This window comes from Bacillus timonensis, assembly GCF_000285535.1.
Lineage (GTDB): Bacteria > Bacillota > Bacilli > Bacillales > Bacillaceae_L > Ferdinandcohnia > Ferdinandcohnia timonensis.
The window spans coordinates 1,177,248-1,198,327 of record NZ_HE610985.1; the positions used below are offsets into that span (position 1 = coordinate 1,177,248).

The 21,080-nt window shown below is 34.8% G+C and carries 26 protein-coding genes; 9 read left to right on the top strand and 17 right to left on the bottom strand.

Annotated features, from left to right (window positions below; all coding sequences use genetic code 11):
* The first annotated feature begins 178 nt into the window (after positions 1-178).
* The 3 genes from BTHG_RS06115 (at position 179) to BTHG_RS06125 (ending at position 1,890) form a co-directional block, all read left to right on the top strand.
* Positions 179-694 carry a YjcG family protein gene (locus BTHG_RS06115; protein WP_010283299.1) on the top strand — a complete coding sequence of 172 codons (516 nt, stop codon included), beginning with the start codon at positions 179-181 and terminating at the stop codon, positions 692-694.
* 7 nt (positions 695-701) lie between these two features.
* Complete coding sequence (locus tag BTHG_RS06120) at positions 702-1,124, top strand: GNAT family N-acetyltransferase (RefSeq protein ID WP_010283300.1); 423 nt, start codon at positions 702-704, stop codon at positions 1,122-1,124.
* 91 nt (positions 1,125-1,215) lie between these two features.
* Positions 1,216-1,890 carry a DUF421 domain-containing protein gene (locus BTHG_RS06125; protein ID WP_010283301.1) on the top strand — a complete coding sequence of 225 codons (675 nt, stop codon included), beginning with the start codon at positions 1,216-1,218 and terminating at the stop codon, positions 1,888-1,890.
* Between the two features lie 12 nt (positions 1,891-1,902).
* Here BTHG_RS06125 and BTHG_RS24345 read toward each other — a convergent pair whose 3' ends face one another.
* From BTHG_RS24345 to BTHG_RS06150, 5 genes are all read right to left on the bottom strand, one after another.
* Positions 1,903-2,145, bottom strand: a complete 243-nt coding sequence (locus tag BTHG_RS24345; RefSeq protein ID WP_010283302.1) for a hypothetical protein — start codon at positions 2,143-2,145, stop codon at positions 1,903-1,905.
* Positions 2,146-2,265: 120 nt separating this feature from the next.
* Positions 2,266-2,520, bottom strand: coding sequence for a stage VI sporulation protein F (locus BTHG_RS06135; protein WP_010283303.1), 255 nt, complete (start codon positions 2,518-2,520; stop codon positions 2,266-2,268).
* A gap of 146 nt (positions 2,521-2,666) precedes the next feature.
* A complete protein-coding gene (locus tag BTHG_RS26150; RefSeq protein WP_026021714.1) occupies positions 2,667-2,804 on the bottom strand; it encodes a YjcZ family sporulation protein in 138 nt (45 codons plus the stop codon).
* Between the two features lie 101 nt (positions 2,805-2,905).
* Entirely contained in the window at positions 2,906-3,136 is a 231-nt protein-coding gene (locus BTHG_RS06145; protein WP_010283304.1) for a hypothetical protein, read from the bottom strand.
* 67 nt (positions 3,137-3,203) lie between these two features.
* On the bottom strand, positions 3,204-4,535 hold the full coding sequence (locus tag BTHG_RS06150; protein ID WP_010283305.1) for a S8 family peptidase: 1,332 nt from the start codon (positions 4,533-4,535) through the stop codon (positions 3,204-3,206).
* A 263-nt stretch (positions 4,536-4,798) separates the two neighbouring features.
* Here BTHG_RS06150 and BTHG_RS06155 point away from each other — a divergent pair, with 263 nt between their 5' ends.
* Positions 4,799-5,164, top strand: a complete 366-nt coding sequence (locus BTHG_RS06155; RefSeq protein ID WP_010283306.1) for a hypothetical protein — start codon at positions 4,799-4,801, stop codon at positions 5,162-5,164.
* Positions 5,165-5,502: 338 nt separating this feature from the next.
* Here the strand turns inward: BTHG_RS06155 and BTHG_RS06165 are convergent, their stop codons facing one another.
* Positions 5,503-5,880 carry a hypothetical protein gene (locus tag BTHG_RS06165; protein ID WP_010283307.1) on the bottom strand — a complete coding sequence of 126 codons (378 nt, stop codon included), beginning with the start codon at positions 5,878-5,880 and terminating at the stop codon, positions 5,503-5,505.
* A 218-nt stretch (positions 5,881-6,098) separates the two neighbouring features.
* Between BTHG_RS06165 and BTHG_RS06170 the strand changes: the two genes are divergently transcribed.
* Together BTHG_RS06170 and BTHG_RS06175 are read left to right on the top strand one after the other, a co-directional pair.
* Positions 6,099-6,857 (top strand): BMQ_0737 family morphogenetic spore coat protein, encoded by a 759-nt coding sequence (locus tag BTHG_RS06170; protein WP_010283308.1) that lies wholly within the window; start codon positions 6,099-6,101, stop codon positions 6,855-6,857.
* A gap of 104 nt (positions 6,858-6,961) precedes the next feature.
* Positions 6,962-7,807 (top strand): hypothetical protein, encoded by an 846-nt coding sequence (locus tag BTHG_RS06175; protein ID WP_010283309.1) that lies wholly within the window; start codon positions 6,962-6,964, stop codon positions 7,805-7,807.
* Positions 7,808-7,869: 62 nt separating this feature from the next.
* Here BTHG_RS06175 and BTHG_RS06180 read toward each other — a convergent pair whose 3' ends face one another.
* From BTHG_RS06180 to speD, 4 genes are all read right to left on the bottom strand, one after another.
* On the bottom strand, positions 7,870-8,763 hold the full coding sequence (locus BTHG_RS06180; RefSeq protein WP_010283310.1) for a BMQ_0737 family morphogenetic spore coat protein: 894 nt from the start codon (positions 8,761-8,763) through the stop codon (positions 7,870-7,872).
* A gap of 150 nt (positions 8,764-8,913) precedes the next feature.
* Positions 8,914-9,585: a hypothetical protein gene (locus BTHG_RS06185; protein WP_010283311.1), complete on the bottom strand. Its 672-nt coding sequence runs from the start codon at positions 9,583-9,585 to the stop codon at positions 8,914-8,916.
* A 145-nt stretch (positions 9,586-9,730) separates the two neighbouring features.
* Positions 9,731-10,618, bottom strand: coding sequence for a hypothetical protein (locus tag BTHG_RS06190; protein WP_010283312.1), 888 nt, complete (start codon positions 10,616-10,618; stop codon positions 9,731-9,733).
* A gap of 310 nt (positions 10,619-10,928) precedes the next feature.
* Entirely contained in the window at positions 10,929-11,294 is a 366-nt protein-coding gene (gene speD / locus BTHG_RS06195; RefSeq protein WP_010283313.1) for an adenosylmethionine decarboxylase, read from the bottom strand.
* A gap of 199 nt (positions 11,295-11,493) precedes the next feature.
* On the opposite strand from speD, the gene BTHG_RS24350 reads away from it, so the two are divergent.
* A complete protein-coding gene (locus BTHG_RS24350; RefSeq protein WP_052307742.1) occupies positions 11,494-12,417 on the top strand; it encodes a spermine/spermidine synthase domain-containing protein in 924 nt (307 codons plus the stop codon).
* 61 nt (positions 12,418-12,478) lie between these two features.
* On the opposite strand, the gene BTHG_RS06205 is transcribed toward BTHG_RS24350, so the two are convergent.
* The gene (locus BTHG_RS06205; protein ID WP_010283315.1) at positions 12,479-12,832 is read right to left on the bottom strand and encodes a DUF1360 domain-containing protein; all 354 of its coding nucleotides are present in this window, start codon (positions 12,830-12,832) and stop codon (positions 12,479-12,481) included.
* 194 nt (positions 12,833-13,026) lie between these two features.
* Positions 13,027-14,364 carry an arsenic transporter gene (locus BTHG_RS06210; RefSeq protein ID WP_408605272.1) on the bottom strand — a complete coding sequence of 446 codons (1,338 nt, stop codon included), beginning with the start codon at positions 14,362-14,364 and terminating at the stop codon, positions 13,027-13,029.
* A 606-nt stretch (positions 14,365-14,970) separates the two neighbouring features.
* Between BTHG_RS06210 and BTHG_RS06215 the strand changes: the two genes are divergently transcribed.
* A complete protein-coding gene (locus BTHG_RS06215) occupies positions 14,971-15,411 on the top strand; it encodes a hypothetical protein (protein WP_010283317.1) in 441 nt (146 codons plus the stop codon).
* Between the two features lie 65 nt (positions 15,412-15,476).
* On the opposite strand, the gene BTHG_RS06220 is transcribed toward BTHG_RS06215, so the two are convergent.
* From BTHG_RS06220 to BTHG_RS06230, 3 genes are all read right to left on the bottom strand, one after another.
* Entirely contained in the window at positions 15,477-16,178 is a 702-nt protein-coding gene (locus tag BTHG_RS06220; RefSeq protein ID WP_026021715.1) for a glycosyltransferase, read from the bottom strand.
* 101 nt (positions 16,179-16,279) lie between these two features.
* Entirely contained in the window at positions 16,280-17,197 is a 918-nt protein-coding gene (locus BTHG_RS06225; RefSeq protein ID WP_010283319.1) for a methionyl-tRNA formyltransferase, read from the bottom strand.
* A gap of 150 nt (positions 17,198-17,347) precedes the next feature.
* Positions 17,348-17,596 carry a hypothetical protein gene (locus tag BTHG_RS06230; protein ID WP_010283320.1) on the bottom strand — a complete coding sequence of 83 codons (249 nt, stop codon included), beginning with the start codon at positions 17,594-17,596 and terminating at the stop codon, positions 17,348-17,350.
* Positions 17,597-17,680: 84 nt separating this feature from the next.
* Between BTHG_RS06230 and BTHG_RS06235 the strand changes: the two genes are divergently transcribed.
* The gene (locus BTHG_RS06235) at positions 17,681-18,310 is read left to right on the top strand and encodes a LysE family transporter (RefSeq protein WP_010283321.1); all 630 of its coding nucleotides are present in this window, start codon (positions 17,681-17,683) and stop codon (positions 18,308-18,310) included.
* Here the strand turns inward: BTHG_RS06235 and BTHG_RS06240 are convergent.
* Both BTHG_RS06240 and BTHG_RS06245 read right to left on the bottom strand, forming a co-directional pair.
* Positions 18,307-19,653: an amino acid permease gene (locus tag BTHG_RS06240; RefSeq protein ID WP_010283322.1), complete on the bottom strand. Its 1,347-nt coding sequence runs from the start codon at positions 19,651-19,653 to the stop codon at positions 18,307-18,309. The two genes, BTHG_RS06235 and BTHG_RS06240, sit on opposite strands and share 4 nt — an antisense overlap.
* Positions 19,654-19,660: 7 nt before the next feature.
* Positions 19,661-20,893 carry an MFS transporter gene (locus BTHG_RS06245; RefSeq protein WP_010283323.1) on the bottom strand — a complete coding sequence of 411 codons (1,233 nt, stop codon included), beginning with the start codon at positions 20,891-20,893 and terminating at the stop codon, positions 19,661-19,663.
* Positions 20,894-21,080: the final 187 nt, after the last annotated feature.

A 21,080-nucleotide genomic window follows, 5' to 3' on the forward strand; every position in this document is an offset into this window, starting at 1 on the left:
AAGGGAGTTTTTCGAGCAAGCCCGAAAAAAATCGGGCACAAATACACCAAGGCGTATTTGATTATTTTTTTGGTATTCTATCATTTTCAGATATTTGATATAATTATGTTATTATTTTCGTATATCGCACATCAGGTACTTCACGTTTTGAATAATAATCCAGTAGGAGGGCAATCAAATGAAATATGGCATTGTTATCTTCCCGTCAAAAAAACTTCAAGACACGGCAAATTCGTATCGAAAACGCTATGACCCACATTATGCATTAATTCCACCACATATTACGGTTAGAAATGCATTTGAAGCATCAGATGTCGAGATTAAAAATATTTCTAGGGAGTTAGAAGAGGTTTCTAACCAAATAAACCCATTTCCATTAAAAGTTTTAAAGGTTAGCTCCTTTTCCCCTGTTAATAATGTGATTTACTTGAAGGTAGATCCTAATGAAGAACTACAAAAATTACATAATGCACTTCACTCGGGTTATTTTGCAGGAGAACCCGAATATGCGTTTGTTCCTCACATTACAATAGGACAAAAGCTTTCTAGTGATGAGCATTCGGATGTGTATGGTCAATTACGAATGTTAAATATGAATCATGAGGAACAAATTGATCGATTTCATCTCCTTTATCAGCTAGAAAATGGCTCTTGGACCGTTTATGAAACATTTCGTTTAGGAAAGGAAAATTAAAAACAGTATGGAAGCAAGAATCGTAACAAACAACAAAGAAAAAGACGATGCCTACACAATCAGAAAAGTGGTTTTCGTCGATGAACAAAATGTACCTGTTGAAGAAGAGATTGATCAATTTGAGGATGAAGCTACTCATATTGTCCTTTATGATGACAATCAACCTGTAGGAGCTGGACGTTTCCGATTACTTGACGGTTACGGCAAAGTAGAACGTATTTGCGTTCTCGCTTCTTACCGTAAAAAAGGAGCAGGGAATTTGATTATGCAAAAGATTGAGGACATTGCGAAAGAGCGAGGCATATCAAAGTTAAAACTGAATGCTCAAACACATGCAGAAAACTTCTATAAAAAACTTGGATATGAGACCGTTTCTGGGCTATTTATGGATGCTGGAATACCTCATGTAACTATGGTTAAAGAAATATAAGAGTAGGATGGATGTCATTTGTAATGGCATCCTTTTTTTCATGGATAAAAAAAGGAAAACCTGCTCATTCTACCATAGAGGGGTGAGCTTTTTGGAATATTTTAGAATTGCATTTGATTTAGTGGTTGGCCTATTAGGGTTATTGATTCTGACAAAAATACTAGGAAAAACACAAATAACCCAAATTACCGCTTTCGATTTTATTTCTGCTTTGGTACTTGGTGAATTAGTTGGAAATGCTGCTTTCGATCAACATGTGGGGAGTTTTCAAATTCTTTTTGCTATAGTGATTTGGGGGATTTTAATTTATGTGATTGAACTAATTACACAGAAGGTTCGTAAGACAAGACCGTTTCTCGAGGGGAAACCTTCAATCATTATTCACAAGGGTAAAATTATTCGAGAGCATTTAAAGAAAAACAAACTGGATATTAACCAACTCCAGCACCTTCTTCGTTCCAAGGGTGTATTTTCAATTAGAGAGGCGGAGTATGCCATATTAGAAACAGATGGCACTATTAGCGTCCTAAAAAAGTCTCCCTATGAACCACCTACTCGTCAGGACTATAATATGGCTGAACAAAAGGTACGACTCCCTATTACATTGGTAAGTGATGGTGTTTTAATTAAGGAAAATTTAAAGGAAAGCGGTTTTTCTGAAAATTGGTTACAATCGGAGTTAAAAAACCAGGGTGTGGCTACATATAAGGATTTGCTTTATGCGGAATGGCGTGAAGAGGAAGGCTTATATGTCCAAGAATTCTAGCCTTCCCCTTTTTTAAATGCTTTCATTAAAAAGCAGACCTTGGCCAGTATGTTGGGCACGAATATGTTCAATGTAATGGCTTTGTTTTTTCGTCATTGATTTTCGTTCAACTTGGTGCAAATCATGGGTTCGTTGTTTAAGGTTCACTGAAACTGGATTCACCTGATGAAGCTTCATATAATTTGTTTTATAGGCAGTTGTACGGTGTACATACTGATTGAATTGTTCATTATTGATAGGTAAAATATAGCCCATCCTTTGCCCTCCCCCATTTTTATTTCATATGTATGTTTTATTACTAAAGAATTCGCTACAAGTATTGATTTTGTTGGGGTCCGGATAAAAAGGTCTGACAATTTCGTCAGACCCCTACCCTTACTTTTTGTTAATCATTTTTGAAATGGTGTTGAAGTCCATTTTTTCATTACCATTTACGATACTGTTTACAATTTTGTCTTCAAGCTGTTGATTTACTGGTTTTTTTGCAATTTTAGAGACCTTTCTAATTACATTACGAACTGTATCTGCATCTTTAAAATTTGCATTTTGCAAAGAGTTTGCTAGCTTGAATACCTCTTGCATATCTACGCCTGTTTTCTTTTCGATATTCTTAAAAAAATTATTATCCATTTCGAAGCCTCCTTACATTGTGTTATATCGTATGAACTCCGCCTATAAGTGGTGCCGAATTGTTGAAAAAACCTATTTCCTCCTTTAATGGAGAAAAGTACGAGCCGTTCGACTCGTACTTTTACATTAACGGGGAATTTTTGTGCTTAGTTATAGAAAGAAGCACCTACAATAATTAATAAGATGAACAGTACGACGATTAATACAAAAGTTGATCCGCCGTAAAATCCGCCGTAACCGTAACCTCCATAGCCGTAACCACAACCACCGAATCCGTAGCCCATATTTCGCACCTCCTCGTATAAAGAGTACATTATAAACTATGTTTAAAAGGTCGATTTTGTGAGGACAGGTGCACAGGGCAAAAGCGGAAATTAAAAAATAATTAATCCTCCATCTGCTTTTCTAAGTTACGTTGATTCTTTGAAAACCATTGATCTAGTTTCTCCATTTTAGATTCAAGTTCCTTTTCAAATCCATTAGCCTCTTTATCCAGCTGGCTTAACCCCTTTTCATTTTCTGCCGCCCATTTATCTAACTTTCCTTTTGCTTCATCGTGGTCTTTGTAATAGTCAGTTACAAAACGTTCAATTTCATTATCAAATTTACTACTCACATGGCCACCTCCCAATTACTCTATAAAATGATAAAAACAGGCTACTTGAGCCTGTTTTAAAGGAAAGTTACTCGATTGAGTTTTGTGCATTAATATACCCAGCACCATACGTATTGTAATCAATATCCTTCCATTTATCAGCGCCTCGTAGTAAATCCTTTTTGATATCATCTGGAGTAAACCTTTTGTTCTGGTTCTTCTTATTTTCAATCATTAATGCTACAACGCCAGCACAAAATGGAGTTGCCATAGAAGTACCAGATAAGGTGATATAGTTTCCATCAACACGGCTTGCCTTTTGGAATTTATCTAAATAGGAATTTGGCGAACGTAATGAAACAATATTTACACCTGGAGCCACTATATCCGGCTTTGGAACATTATAGATGGTTGGACCTCTACTTGAAAATTCAGCAATCGTGTCATCCAATCGGTCATCAAGCGTATTTTTATCATCCAATGCACCGACTGTAATCACTTTATTGCTTATACCTGGACTCGCAATCGTGCTTGGTTCATCACCTTCATTTCCTGCAGCGACACAAACTACAATTCCACTGTCCCATGCTTTTTCAACTACTTGTACCATTGGGTCCGCATCTTCATTGCTTAACCTTTGTGCTGTTGCACCAAGCGACATTGAGATAATATCAATTCTTGGTTTGGTAGAATCCTGGTTGTTTAAGATACACCATTCAACACCTTTCATTACTGTATCAAGTGAACCAGAGCCTAGTTTGTTTAATACTTTTACCCCTACTACATTTGCTTTATATGCAGGCGCCTTATATTTCCCATCAGAAGCAAATCCATTGCCAACCGCATCACCCGCACAATGGGTACCATGTCCATTATCATCATATGGTTCGATTTGACCATTAACCATATCTTCGAATCCGATAATTCTTCCTTCTAAATCTTGATGTGGATAAATTCCGGTATCGATAACTGCTATCGTTACACCTTCACCTGTAAGTCCTTTTCCATTTCGAACAATATTATCTGCTCTACCTGCTGGAGTTGCAACATTTAACAATGCTTTTACTTCTGAATTTAAATAGATTCGTTTTACATTCGTACATGTTTGTAAAAGTTCCTCTAACGCAACAGCAGTAACGGTTGCTGAACAGGACGGGATGGTATTAAATTCATATTTTAACTTGCAACGCATATGACGATTTAGGACCTCTTTTACGTTGTCTACATTTGTTTTATCATCTTGATATTCAATGATAACATCAAATTTTCTAGTCTTTTTTATAATCCCTTCCAGTCCTTTGTGTAAAAAACATGGTGTCCATTTAAAAGGGCGATATAAATTCACAAGATTTTTTCTAAGATTTTTGTCCATCTTCGAACCATAATTTCTTGTGAATTGAACCATTGAAAATCCAAACACTTCTTCACCTCCTATCAATTCATACAATAAAATATGAGTTTGATAGAAAAAATGAAGCGGTTTTTGTCCAAGTAAACGCACATTTTCATATTTTTATTACGTAAGGAAACATTTAATACCAATACAGCCTTGCCTCTAATAGGTTTTTAATTGAAGCACCTATATATTCTATTAAAAATGGTTACTTGCATTGCTTCTTTAGTCCAAGCTATTTTTTACCTTTTTGCATTTACTATAGTAAGAACATTAAGGGAGGTGACTTTATGACTAGTAGATTTAATGATGATTCTCATTTCCCATCATTATCAAACAGGCTCGGCCCGTCTGCAAATAACTTTTCTTTACACAATGTGTTAAATTCTCATGGTGTTACTCTGGTAGTAGAGAAACCCTACGAAACTAGTTTCATTGGTGAAAATCCCCTAGTACAAATTGAGAGCGAGCATATCGCTCTTGAAACGCAGCTAACATCTAAGGTCGTAGCTTTTATACCAGGTTTTAAAATTGGTGATAATATTAATATTACGATAAGTGGTAACGAGCAGGACATTGAGAAGGTAATGATTTATGGGTTACTTGAGGACTCCACTGGAGAAAATTTTCTCTCAATAGATGTTGACGAAGAATAATGAATTCTTCCTTTAAGGGATTTTTCCTCTCACCTACTTAATTATTCGCAATAAAATAGCAGATTCCCATTTGTAGGTAATCTGCTATTCGCTGTTATTTTACTTTGATCCACCACAACCACAACCGCCAGTGCCTTTTTTCTTTTTTACGGTTTGATTTTTCATTGACGTAATGACTTTAACGCCAGATTGTGTTTGCTTCTTTTTCTGCATATATTATTTCCCCCCATAGTAGGTTACTAATAAACTATGTAGGATTTACATAAATTGACACTGACTTAAGAACCTATTTTTTCACCGAAATTCTTATATAACAAAGGAGAAACTTCCCCTTCTTATTATTTATCATTATCCGTCCTATTAGGTCTGGCAATCGCATTTTGATTTTTTAAATTGTTTACAAACCAAGTATCAAGTGAATGCTTCTTCTCTTCCTGGCCAGAAGAAGGTTCAGAGGAATAAGTACGATTTTCCTTTAGAATCTTATTTTCTAATTGTAGCTCTTCAACCTGTTTTGTTAATGCTGTAACTTTATATGTTAATTCAGCCACTTGATCTTCAAGCTGCTGTTTTTCTTGAACTTGATTGCTTTTATCTGATACGTTTACAATTTCTTCGTATCTTTTTAATTTTTCCTTGTATCTAGATACCTCTGCTTGAAAATGAATGATTTTCTGTTTTAACATGATGTTTTCATCTGATATATTTTTTTTCAAAACGTCCACTCCTTTCCTCTCATGATAAAAATCTATAATATATCTAATTCAAAATGGTATGCATTTATACCTCTAATTTGCGATTTCTAGCGAAAAATCCGCTTTTGTCACAGCACATTTGACTATTAAATTCATACTATACAGTAGCCCCGATACCCAAAGGGATTAATTATTAGTACCATTGCAAAGGGTAAATTTTTTGAACAGGAGGAAAAAAGGTGAGTAGGAATAAACATAAAGAAACAGAAAACGTCTGTATTAAAACGCGTAAAATTTATGACTGGGTTACTCGTCAAGTAGAGATTCCAATCATCAATATGGCTGACGATAAACTTGATGCAAAATTTAGATGTCATGATGGGCATGGCGGTCATGGTGGTGGCCATGGTGGCGGCGGTAAAGGTACAGATAAAATTGAGAAACTTTGCCGGTTCTTAGAGAAACAGGATGAGGACTTTACTGTAAATTGTTTTCTAAGTGACGATAAAGGGCGCAGAATCGATCCTCGAGAAGATGAAGAGTTCTTCACTTGTAAAGAAATTACACCTGCTAGAGGCCGTACTCCAGTAACAGTTACACTTCCTAATGGGGATACTGTCACTCTCCAAAGAGTAAAAGCGTTAGTAAAAGGTTTTGTAGCCATTCAAATTGTTAATGAAAATGGTGAGGTAGTCTGCTCTTCTACAGGAATTCCATTTGCAACTGTACAAAACTTCTTGCTATGCGCTCCTGATGGAACAGAATTAGATTGCCATGTTTCATTCTTTGAATGCGATGCTAATCTAATTTGCGCAGAAGACTTCCAACAATTAGATGTATCTTTAACTCTATGCTTAGAAGTACAAATCGAAGCAGATGTTAAACTTGAAATCGAAGCAAAATTCTGTCATCCTCGTGAAGAAATTCTTGAACCAACACAACTTTGCCCAACAGACATTTTTCCACCTCAATGTCCAGAAGTATTCCCAGCACGTTAATTACCACACCAAAAATTAGGCTGTTGATACAACCAGCAGCCTATTTCTTTTTTTGTCTTGTTAAACATACATATATGATAAAACGGTATAAAGGAGGAAGAATCTTGAGTGGGAATAAATTTGATAATGCTTTTCCTAATAAAGATACTAAGGTACAAATGCAACAGAAAATTATCCATTACCGTTCAGAAGTAATCACATTTCAAAACAAATTGAAACAGGCCGAACTGGACCTTGAAAAAGAAAAGCTTCGAAATCACTATCTCCAAGAAAAACTATATGAAGTTGAGAATACAAATCTTGAATCCTATGAAAAAGAAATTGCAGATCTCAAGATGAAACTTTTAGCCAACGAGGTTGCATTGGAGGAAGAAAAAAATCGTGTCAAAATCATGCAAGAGAAGATTATCCAATCAACCCAGCTCGCAAAGCAAGAAGAAAAGGTTGAACCAGAACGACTATTAGGATTGAATTCATTTTTTAATTACTCTGTTATATATACTCCAGAAGAAGACATGATTGAAGAAGAAAACCACTATCATCATATATCCATTCTCGGCGATTACCTGCTTGAAAATTTTGGAACGGCTCCACTTCACCAACCCATTGTTTGTATCCGGTTATCTCCAAGAAATGGAGGTTATTTAAGTGGTAAAATAGCAACCAATAGTATATTAACTGAGAGCCAATCCGATGGAAATGTCCCCCAAGAAGAATGGCAATATGTACATGAAGACTGGAAAGAAAGAATTAAAAAAAAGGGAGAATATTGGATTAAACCTGCAAAAGCAGCAATACTTCAACCAAAAGAAAAAATTCATTTTTCTAATTTTGAGCTAACCTTAATAAAACCGAAAGAGCAGACATCTGTCATAATTGAGGCATTTTCCTACTGCAAGGAATTTCCAAACGGGATCCCTTCCCTTAATAAAATCATACTGAATCTTTGAATTACTTCCATAATCAATAAAGGTTTCTTTGTTGATTATGGAAGCTTTTTTGCAATCGCCCTCTATAAATCCTTACGGGGCTTACAAAGCCGACCTTCTACCTCAAGAAAGACCTTTTCAACTGTCATAATTTTTTGATAAAGTGATAACGAAACCAATACTTCAAATGAAAGTGTATCGTCATCATCATTTTTATCTTTTACTCTTGCATGACAATCCCCTTCTAAAACAGTGCACTTTACCATTGTTTGTTTAGGAGCCGTTAATAACACATTGTCCGTAGCGTTAAATACAATTGGTTTTGTTGTAAAAATGCAGTAGTGATTATCAACAAATTTAAGTATGATAAAGCCTTTCTTCAATATTTTCACTCGTTGTAATGAAATAGTATTCCAATCTGGTAGAGTAAGGCTTATAGAGTCCCTACCATGTTGTTGCTTTACTTCGGTACATTTAATAGGGGGCAGTTTATGTGAACCATGTATATTTCCGTGTACATCGGAAAAAAAACATTGAACTTCTGCATGATGAAGCCAATTCACAAACAAATCAGGCTTGAACTCTATTTCAAAGAGTCCCGTACAATCTCCGTCTTTCCCATCGCAACCTATTTCAATACTCTTCAAATATTCAACTTCAAATGTTTCGCATTCTCCTTTGTTGATTGAACACTGCGGTTTGTCATTTATTCCGACTTGCATTTCCCCATCGCAGCCGTCTTCAAAATATATTGATACTTTAGCAGGTACTCCAATTGTAAACTGATTCTCAATTTTCCAGACCGTTTTTGAGGGTTTTCCACAAGGAACCTTTATCTCCTCTATAATCGTTTTAAAATCAACATTTTTCAAAATATTTTCTTTGAATTCAGATTTTGTTAGCTGGTACGTCCAGTCAGTAAATTTTGTGACTTTTATACAATGTGTTTCAAGTTGTGCATGCTCATTGAGTGACAATGTTCTTACACCCCCATTGCTACCGATATTCTATGTAGTAGTAAGGAAATCGTTCCACTATAAAAAGATAAATTTTTATAGCCAATCACCAATTTCTTTAAAGAGGCATATACTAAAAAAGAAACCCATTAATCCAGGTTTCTTTCATTTTCACGAAAAATGCAATGTTTTTATATGCCGCGTATTAATGAATGTTGATTCCTCACGAGCAGTTACAATCTCGATTACGTTACTCTCAATTTGTTTAAGTTGGCCAATTTTATCTTTATCCTCTCCAAGGTCGAATACTACCATTTGTCCTTGGAGTTTTTTTACCTGCTCTTCGAATGTACGAGCCAATGTAATTCTAGATGGGTTAACTGGGAAGTTTTGCTTATCAAGTCCATAAGGTGTTTGATTAGGACTATATGGAATCAACCATTTTAAATGTTGAAAAGGAATAAACATTGTTTTATACACTGGTGAATAAAACACAAAGTAATCATTCATTAAACTTGTTATATACCCATGGATGGAATTTTTAGAGGTAACAAAGATTTCAACGAATAAACCTTTAGCGTTATTTATGATCTTTCTTAAGGAGATTTCATCTGTATGTGTGTTAATCGGGGTAGTTCCGGGATTTTCAATTTGTTCCATTTCATTCAATTTTGGAATTTTTATTTTTTGAATATGAAGTAATGGAATATAGTAAAAATCCTTGTCATTTGTATACAACACAATAATGTCTGTTCCAATATCTACAAGAATACCCATATTTTGTTTATGGCCCGAGATTTCAACAACGATATTTTCACCTATAAAATTACTTAGGTGCTTCAAACTTACTCACCTCTTTACATCACTCAATTTAGATAAAAAGTATCGGTATCATTCGCCATAAAACTTAGTGTCGTCGTCACAACGAAGAAACCGATACTTGATTTTTTAGTCATTTTCCTGATTTTTTCACTTTAGAATCAGGTTCCTATACTCTACCGTGAGTACGACCACTGTACATTTTAACTGATACTCTTTTAGATTTGTTATTATCTTGATTGTTTTGATTGCTCTCATTTTCATTTGAATTGTTATTTTGATTTTGGCTATCTTCTGATGAATCTTGCTGGTTCTGACTATTTTCTGCATTTTGATTACTTTCTTGTTTTAGTACGTAACTAATATTACGAATATGGAAAGTTGAAAGTCGACATACTTCTTTTTCACAAATAAGCACCAGATGATCATCTGAACTTTCAGCAAGAACACCTTGCATGCTTTCTGGTCCGCCACGATTAATCGTAACCCACTTATATTTCATATTTTTTAAGAGGCTGGAGAAATTTTCTTCTTCCATATATTCCGGTGTTACAAAATTATTCATCATGGAGTTATTGCTTTGTTGATTCGAATCTTCTGAATCGGAGGATTTATTATTTTTTACTGCATTACTTAAACTTTTTACATGTTCTAACTGATAATAAACAACCCCATCTTTCTCAGTATAAAGAACTAAATAATCAGTTTTAACATCAAGTAATATGCCGTTTCTTGCTTCAGGTCCTCCACGGTCGATACGAACCATGTTATTCTTCATGCTTGATAGCAATTCTGAGAATGTATTTACTGATTCAAAACTTGCTATTGTATTGTCATCAATGTTATTTGTGTTCATACTCGATGAAGAATCTTCAATTACACTCTTGATATGACTAGTTTGATAGCTGATAACCCCCTCTTCGTTAGTATATAAAACTACAAAGTCAGGTCTTACAACTAACAGCTGACCTAATCTAGACTCAGGTCCACCTTTAAAAACTCGAACAACTTTACCTTGTAAGGATTCAAGGTAGTCAACACTAATATTTCCATTCATGGCTTATTTGCCTCCTTGTCAAATATCTCTATGGGGTGTTTATATTGTATCTATATGCGTCTACACTATTTTGGTCCTAATCTATTGCCTATTTCTAAAAAAATGAGCATTTGTCCATCATATGGAAATATTGCCATTGTGCAACTTCCTTAGAGTTGTTAGTAGCCAATTTTGTTCTACTTTAATAGAACAACTACGATTTACCATTAAAATAAAATTAGTTACTAATAAAACACAAACAGACAACAAAAAGCCGGATAATAAACCCAGTTACTACAAAGGTTTATTATCCGACCCCAGTGTCTTATATTTATCCATTGATGTCCCCATTACCTCTTGCAACATTCCTCATATAAATCTCCTTTGGCTGGAAAATTTCAATAAGATAATTGGCAGCTATTTCGGGATTAACTTTGTCCCCGCACGTATAACAATCTATTGCTGCATATCCTTGCTCAGGGTACGTGTGAATTGATAGATGACTTTCAGATAGTAAAATAAGAACTGTCACTCCATTTGGATTGAATTTTTCGTAATTAACCGATAACACATTTGCGCCACATTTATTTCCTGCTATGATCATGTTTTCTTTCAAAAATCGGATATCATCCAAAATGGCAAAATCTACACCCCATAAATCTAATAGAATGTGCCTACCAGAAGTCGAGTATTGCAAACTATTTCACCACCATACTTTTTATATAGACTATGAATAAAACAATCATAATACTATAATCAATCAACCTATATTTAATAAAATCAACACAAGCACCAAATGGAGGTTAACCTACTAAAAAAGGAAATCTTACTTATTCTAGTTAAACATCCAAGCATTAAAAATAGGAATGACTATAATAATAAAAAAGTGGAAAAGGGTGATAGATTTGAAGAAAGATGACAAAGAGAATTTCCTCGAAAAGAGTGGAGATGTATGGGACAAAGCAACACTTAATTATTTATTAAATGGAAATTCAAAAGAAATCTACAATCGAAAAAGCCTATATCAGGATATTGTTATTTTAGAGGTGCCCGATATTAGAATGTACCTAGATGAACAACTGCAATTTAGTTCCGTGGATGAAAAGTTTTATCATGAAGCACTTGTCCACCCTGCCATGTTCTCCTTATCAAATTGTTCTAATGTCCTTATTCTTGGTGGGGGTGATGGTTTCGCACTTCGAGAAGTCCTGAAGTATCCTGAGGTAAAACATGTAGATTTGGTTGAACTTGATCCAATGGTCATTAAATTAGCAAAGAGTTCACCTATAGTTAAATTAAATAAAGGTTCACTTAAAGATAAACGTGTTCATATTCACGAGATGGATGCTCAAGACTTTTTTTCAAATGATACACCACTTTACCAATTAATTATTGTTGATTTTCCTGATCCTCAGAATGATGACATTAGTAAACTGTATACTAAAGAATTTTTCAGTAGAATTTCACAATACTTAGATAAAGATGGAATTCTCGTGTGTCAATCCCATTCACCAGAAGATGCACCTAGAGTATATTGGAGCATCGGATTAACCCTCCAAAGCACAGGCCTTACTACATGTTCCTACCAAACATACGTCCCTTCCTTTGGAATGTGGGGGTATCATTTAGCGAGCAAAAATAAAGATGCTGCATTTTTAAGAAAATCAAATTCAATCCCGACTGATACCTTGCCAGACGACCTTTCATCACTTTATCATTTCCCTAAAAGTATCCTCGAAGAAAAAGAGCATGCGGTAGTAAACACTTTGTCAAACCTAACGTTACATGAAATTTATATTGAAGATATATATGAGGATTAAAACGTTGTATCAAAAACAAAACAGCTTACACATCATTTTGTGTGATAAGCTGTTTTTTCTTTCAATATAGTAATTTATGAATGATGGTTTCAATAATCGCAGCACAACCTGCAATCGCCAACACGACAACTAAAGGTTCAGTTAATCTTGGTAAAAAGAAATAACAACTAAACAAAAAGATTGAACACCATATTCCTGTACACCAATAACAGCTTAATAATTCACCTATCCATTTTCGTAACCCTTTCCCCTTTATTTTAAGATACTCCTCAATAGTTCCATCAGGTAAAACTTCTTCAACAACTTCATGAAATGGACTTCTTATAAAGGCTGTAATGGTATCGTAAACCAATAATCGAGTCAGGCGGAATGTCGCTAAAGCAAATAAAAAGAATTCGAACCAGCTTATATCCATAAACGCATACTCCCTTTTTAAATTCATAACCACTCATGTTACATATTTTATGCAGAGAAATTGACAGTTTGCTATTTATATCGGTTTTCAATAAAAATGGGCTAGTTAGTGCCAATGATATAGCTCTTTTTTGAGGAGTTCCTTGATGAAAATAAGAGACATCATTTTTTTCATTAGATGTCTCTGTAAAGGAATTACGAAAAAACCAATTGTACCCAATAGTAGAGCAAAAAAAGAGATACAAATGTGGCTAATGGTATTACAATAATGGTTACACGTAAATAATCCTTCCAAGTAACCTTTATTTTATTTTGTTTTAGGATATGCATCCAAATTAGAGATGCGAGTGTTCCAATAGGTAATAATAGGGACCCTATATCACTTCCAATAATATTAGCAAGATAAATAGTTTTTAATGTAACGGGGTCGAGTCCCATCTCTGTAAGAGTTATCGTTCCAATCATTAATGCCGGATGATTATTAAAGATGTTTGATAATATGGAAACCAATCCCCCCATGATAAAGCTGGCTTGAAATAGCCCTTGTTTTACAATTGGTTCGCAAACCTTTACCAATAATTCAGTCAAACCAGCGTTGTGAAGTCCGTATATGATGACGTACATGGAGAATGCAAATACAAGAATTTGCCAAGGTGTTTTCTTTAATAAATCAACTGGACTTGTACCCAACTTTATCCATCTCCAAATGAGCAGCACTAATGATCCAGCTATTGCAACTAATTCGATAGGTATTGCTAAATATGAGGCAACGAAAAGTAGGCAGCGGATGATAAAAACAAATAACAAAACCTTTAGCATAAATTTGGTTCGCTTTCTTTTTGTTTTTACCGACATTGGTTTTTTTAAAGGGTGAAATTGTTTTGTAAAATAATTTTCTTCAATATCATGAGTAGAAATAGGTAATTTCTCTGGTAGAGCCCTTTTTACTACTAGAAACATTAACGCTGACATGAAAATTAATCCAACTGTTGCTGGTATAAACATCATTGCGGTGTGCATATAGAGACTCATCTCAACAATCTCTAATGCAATGAGGTTAACAATATTACTAACCCCGATAGGAGCACTTGATGCAGTGGCGATCAACGCACCACTTAATAGATAGGGAATTTGTTGGTGTGGTTTTAAGCGAAGATTTTTTAGCAGAATGATTAATATAGGTGTGGTTATTAAAATGCTACCATCATTATTAAATAAAAGAGTCATCATAAAACACAATAACTGTATATACCAGTAGAGACGATACCCTGATTCCTTTGCTAAAGTCACTAGCCTTGCAGCAACCCAATGAAAAAAACCAAAGCTTTCTAGCGTAATGGCCATCACCATTGTAGCAATTATTGTGATGGATGCTCCTCCAATTTTACTAATGATGTCAGTAATATCCCCTGTAGACACCATCCCAATAAGAATGATTAAAACAGCACCTATTGTTGCTGGCCAGGCTTCATTGATGTCCCTTGGTCTCCACAAGATGACAATCATTGTCATTGCAAATATAAATATTGTCATCCAAATATCAAAATTCACTATTCATCACCCCCTTCAAGTATCTTAAACTGACATTTGTCCTTACTTGTCTTATACACTATATCTATATTCCTCTCTATATATTTGGAGATAGATATTCGACCAATTCTATTAAAAATGTACGCTTGTCATCCTAATGAAACTGTACCTTTGGGAATGAAAAGAATGGATAATTTCTAGTGAAATTATACCCTAGAGACGAATGACTAAATTTTTAATAGGATTGTGTACCTTAAGGTAAAATGACTAAATTGCTAAAAAGGAGGTGAAATTTAGTGATTTCACCTATTGTTACATAGTTTCATGTATTAAAGTGAGAAATGACTAATTGAAGGCTGTTTACTTGAGCTAGCAAAAGAATTACAATACCTACCTCTGGTTATCTCCAAAAAATCCGCTTAAAAAGTAAAAAAAGGGGTATCGAATAACAATTCGATACCCCTTTTTCATGATTCCAACTCTAATAAATTCTAGGAAACCATCACAAAGGTATGAACACACAACTTACTATTTTCTCCACTAATTGCTTATACACTTTATAAGACAAACGCATAAGGTAATCATAAAGTAATTAAAGGAGGACATTCATTGAATCCAGTTATTTTTGCTTATTCAAAAAGGTCTCGAGAAAAGAAAGATGACAAAGAAGAGAAAAAGGAGAATCAGAAAAAGAACACAAACCAACAAAACAAAAAAGAAGAGAATCAGAAAAATAATTTTCAAAAAAACAATTCTCAGAAAGATGCTTATAAGAAAGACGATTGTAAAGAGTGTAAAAAAGATCGTGGCACTGAATGTAAAGGCTGTATATGCACTATCATAAAAAACTTTAAAGGGAAAGAAGTGTTTATACGAACTAAATCAGGTGATGTACTTGAAGGGACGGTAAAAGAGCTTTATGAAAATAATTGTTGTATTACAATTGTATCTCCAGAAATGATGTCCCCGTATGAACCAAAGGAAGTAACGATTATTAGCTGTAAAGACATTGAAAGCCTAACATATCAACTAAAGGAGAAAGGAAACTAGTAACGTGCTATTGGTAATAACTTTTATCGGCTGATACTTTTTGCTTAGTATCAGCCAACACTCATTTAGTTAAATTCCTTGTCGACAAAAAGTTTATAATTATCGGTCATTGTGACTATCTTGCATTTTCTACGAAGTCTATGATTAGAGGAATCAGATGTATGATGGCCATTACCATTATACCTTATATAGGCATAATTATATTTTGAAGTTGAATAAAGACTAAGTCCACTTAATTTACAAAGCCTTTGAAAACCAAGATCTTCTCCTAAGTTTACTTGCGGGAATTCTATTTCTTCGAATACAACTTTGTCAACAACCAACGTGGCACCTATTAAGACATGATTCGAATTCAAGTATATATTTTCAAACCCTTTATTATATTCACAAAGTAATTGATCATCTTGAAAATAAGTATAAATTGACGATTTCCCAATGATATGTGTTTTTGTTCGTTTCATTTCCTGGTATGCTTCCATTAAGTAATATGGACTGTAATAATCGTCATCATCCATTTTTGCTATATACGGATACCTAGCTCGTGTAATTCCAAAATTCAAGCATTCTCCCAATGACACATTTTTATCTAGCTGGTATATCGAAACATTGCTACTCTGTTTACTCCTTTCTTCAAACATCTCCTTAAAAATCGCATCGTTATGAATAATAACAATCAGTTCCTTTTCATGGAAAACCTGTGATTCATAGTTTTTGAAAATATGATTTAATAATTCCGGTCTTTTTGTGCATGTTACAACTGAAAAAATGAATCTCTCCCCCTATCTCACAATTTAGTAAGAGATAACTTTCCCAAATGGAAACGTCATCTCTTTATTGAACCCATGTCTAAGAAACTAGTATTCTTGTTTTAATGAAAAATATCCCCTTTTCTTATTTTCCTTTCAAATGAATACTTTTTGACTAATAATGAACCGTCAATTGTCTTTAAGAGTACGTCTTTACCAAAGACTTCAATTACCTCACCTACATTAAACTCAAATGTGTCTATCACTTGATCAAACGGGTATGCCTCCCATATTGTTACTATTTTACTATCTTCTGATAATAAAAATGCGCCAGGAAATGGAGTAGTCACGCCTCTTATTAAATTGTAAATTTCCCTTGTCGAAACAGATAAATCGATCTTTCCGTCCTTCGGGCCTCTTTTTTCATACCATGTTGGGATATTTTTACTTTGTGGAAATAAAAGAATTGTATCTCTTTTATAATCCTCTATTAATTTCTTTATTTGGATTCGTCCTACAAGCAATACTTTATATTGAAGTGTTCGAATTGTATCAAATTCATTTATTTCAAACATTTCAATTGAATGAATCTTCCCATCATCCGCCTTTGAATTATACTGAAAGCAATGATTGATAAATCTAGTATGACCGTTAATTAGTGACCAGTTGAGTGGAGACCGTCCTTTTCCATATGGTAAATGACCGCAACTCCCATGAAAACCAAATATCCCCTTCTCAAATTGGGAAAGTACCTCACCTGGAATAATTCGTTGCCAGCCAACTGAAATTCCCAATTCAAACGTATTATTTTTAAAGAATTCAATGTCCTGTACATCCTTTAAAGAATAAGATGAAACGATATATTGGGGGATACCATGCAATTTTGCATAATCTTGCAAATCCGAATAACCAGATATACCTGATTTTTTTTCTGCTGATACCGATACGATTAGATCTACGGGATGTAAATGATGATGAATATAATCAACCATATTTTTTGTTGTTTCTTTGTTCCCAAAGACTACTAATTTATAATGCATTCATTCTTCCCCTACTTTATTTTTTTCTACCTTCCTTTTCATCTTATGACGTCCCCTTTAGTTTAGTGTTAAGTGAAAAAACCATTTGCATAATTTGTATGGGTAGAAAGTAAAAAAAGCAAGTCAATTTGACCCGCTTCCTTATTTACGTTAAAACTTATTGGTTGCTTCAATTGCATGCTGCGTTTCTTCTAGTTTTCGAAGTCTTTCTTTTGCACGTTTGAATTCTATTTCTTCGTTTGTGGTTGCATTTTCTATCTCTCGCAATTGTTCTTTCGCCAATAGAACCATGTTCTGGGCATGCTGGAATCTTTGTGGATCATCATTTCCTTGTGACTCGATGACTGCCTTTCCGGCCTCATCGACAGATTGCAGAAATTGATGCAAATTCTTTTCCATCATTATCTTCTCCTTAAAAAAAGTGATACAACCCTCCCCTCCTGAATACAATTTTGAGACAAGTCTTTTCAAGGGGTGTTAACAGTGGGTGTACTTCTCAGTTATATTCTATTAGGTCTTAGTCTTGCAGCTCCAATAGGTCCTGTGAATGCTGCACAATTAGATAGAGGTATAAAATACGGATTTGTCCACGCCTGGCTTGTTGGTGTTGGCGCTGTATTAGCTGATGGGGTTTATATGTTAATGGTTTACTTAGGTCTTGTATCTTTCATTAATACCCCGTTTATTCAAACGTTTCTATGGCTTTTTGGTTGTTTTGTATTGCTATACACTGGTTTCGAAAGCCTGTTTAGCGCTGGTAAAATCAATATGCTGAATACCAGAAACCAGGAGCCCGCTTATAAAGCTTTTTTTTCAGGCTTCATCATGTCGATTACGAACCCGTTAACCATTTTGTTCTGGCTAGGGATATATGGCTCTGTATTGGCAAAAACAGCTTCCACTTCAACTAACAATGAGCTTATTATTTATAGTGCAGCTATTTTTAGTGGATTATTACTTTGGGATATCACAATGGCTACAATCTCAAGCGGTTTTAGAAAAATATTAACATCACGTTTATTAGCACTTATATCCATTGTATCTGGTCTTTCCCTTATTGGCTTCGGCATCTATTTCGGAATTCAAGGTGTACAGCTTTTGCTAAGTCATTAAGGTTTTTCAAGCTTTTCAAATAAGGTACCCATACTCATGGAATCTTTCTTTTTCCAGCCCGCATTTTTGATAAAAGCAAAAATCCCGATAATGATGACGAATCCTAGACTAATAAAGAAGCCTGGACGAATTTCCTTACTAAATAATGTTCCACTTACTGCTAGTAAGATAAACAACATTCCAAGATAATATTTCATTTTACCTATGAAACCAGGCTTCAAAAGTCGATTCGCAGACAAAAGGATAAAGAGCCAATTGTACAAGAGCATAAGTCCAGCACCAGTAGTTATATATTCATATATGCTATCCGGCATTAACAACGAAAAGATGATTGATGCTAGTAGTCCAGATGCTGTTAAAATAAAAGCAGGTAATGGAACTTTTAATTTTCCTTTTTTCGAAAAGATTTTTGGGGCATCACCGTCTTCTGACAAATTGACTAAAATACTGGTAACCCCATAGAGAGCAGCGACCATTGTGGAGAATCCACCAATAATAAGTGCCCCATTAAAAATATCAGCAATCAAAGGAATATTGTAATTATCTAAAGCAACTACAAATGTACTTTCGTCACCTGTAAATACCTGCCACGAAACGAGCATCACAGCTAGTCCAATAGACCCTAAATAAATTATCGTAAGAAGTAGCAGCATTACCTTTCCTGCCTTAGGTGCTTCACTTTTGTCTTTAAGCTGCGTTGCCATTAACCCCATTACCTCAATCCCACCAAAAGCATAAAAGGCAAAGATTAAAGCTGACCAAAGCCCCACTATACCTTTAGGGACATATTCAGTTGGCAGTTGCGGGTCACGTGTTCCATCGATTGTACCTGTTACCGCTAATACCGCAATCACAATGAACATAAGGATTGCGGAAATTTTGATGAGTGCAAATACATTTTCTAGTTTATTTATACCACTAGTACCAATTAATAAAACACCTAAACCTATTACTCCATAAATTGCAGCAAAAACCCAAAGAGGAATAGTTGGAAACCAAAACTTTGTAAAAATAGATAATGCCGTTAATTGACTCCCCATAATAAGAATCTCAGCACTCCAATATATCCAACCAATACTAAAACCTGCCCAGTTTCCAAATGCTTGTTTTGCATAAGTCCTGAAGGCACCTTTTTCAGTCTTCTTTGCCGTTAGTTTAGCTAAACCATCATAGACAAAATAGGTTCCTATCGCAGCAATAATAAATAAAATCAGGACAGAGGGTCCAGCTGTTCGAATTGCAATACTGGACCCTAGAAAGAATCCTGTGCCAATGGTACAGCCAACCCCAAATAGAGCCAGCTGCCACCATTTTATCTTTTTCTCACTTTTTTCCTTTGCCATATTTCCTTTACCTCTTAACCTTTTGGAATAAAGAATCTGTTCTTATTTTTTTTGGTGGCTTGATGAAAAAAAGGACTAAAATGGCCGCAATCGCTGAAATTCCAGTTACACTAAAAAACAAAAGATCATGAGAAATTTTCATTACGATTGCAAATACTGGCGGCCCTACAGCAACACCAATAAACCGCGCACTACTATAAATAGAGGTAATTGTACCTCTCTCTTCTTTTTCAGTACCATGTGTGATTAACGCATCTAAGCTTGGAAGAGCCGTTCCAATGCCTATCCCACAAATAACAAGGGCAGCTATAAAAATATACAGATTTTCCGTATAGCAAATCCCAAAAACGGCTACTGTAGCTGCAAATATTCCAGAAAATATAATCCATTTGATTGCATTTTTATCATCCCCAAGCTTCTTACCGGTAATAAATGAAGCCAGGCAAAGTGCTCCGAGCGGAATTGCAAGAATAAGGCCTTTTACCATTCCATCGATTCCGTACTTGTCTTCCAAAATAGACGATAAGAAGAAGAGCATTCCAAAAAGAATATAAAAACAAATCGCTCCGACGATAAAAATGGAAATCAGCCACCGTCCCTCTTCTTTAAGTGTTCGTTTTATTTTTCTTAGAAAAAAAGCAAAGCTTGACGTATCAACTTCATTATCCTTTGGAGTATGAACCATGAATTGAATCAAAAGAATTGAAATCAAACAAAAAATGGGGAATGCAAAAAAAGGCATATACCAAATTAAAGCTGCTAGTATTGCACCTAAAATTGGGCTTAGTACCTTTCCAAAGGTATTGGATGTTTCAATTAATCCAAGTCCTGTATTTACATCCTTCTCACTTTTACACATATCACCTACTAATGGCAAGACAATTGGAGAAGCACCTGCAGCTCCAACACCCTGTAAAAACCTTCCTACCAGAATAAGGATATAAGGACTTTCGAATAACCAAGATGCAAATCCTGATACTAAACCTCCTATCCCAGCAATAATTAAGCTTGGGATAATTACTTTTTTCCTTCCAATTCGATCGGAAAGAAATCCTGCAATCGGAATTAAAATAATCGCTACAACGGAATATATCGTGATAATCAAACTTGATTGAAACGGTGTGATTTCGAGTTCTTTTTCCATCACCGGCAATACAGGAATTAGCATAGAATTACCCAAGGTCATGACTAATGGGATAGAAGCAAGTGAAAGTACTCCCCATTTCTCTTTTTTCTGCATATCATCCTTCTCCTTCGGAATTCTAGATAACTTTATGCACTTATAAATTTTAGGTTCACCCCAAATCAATGATAATATGTATGGATGGGTTTACCATTTCTTTGTTTAGGAAAATAATAAACAGAAATATAGTATCAGATACTAAAACCAGGTATAATAAAAAGAGAATAAAATTTTTTATGGTTTT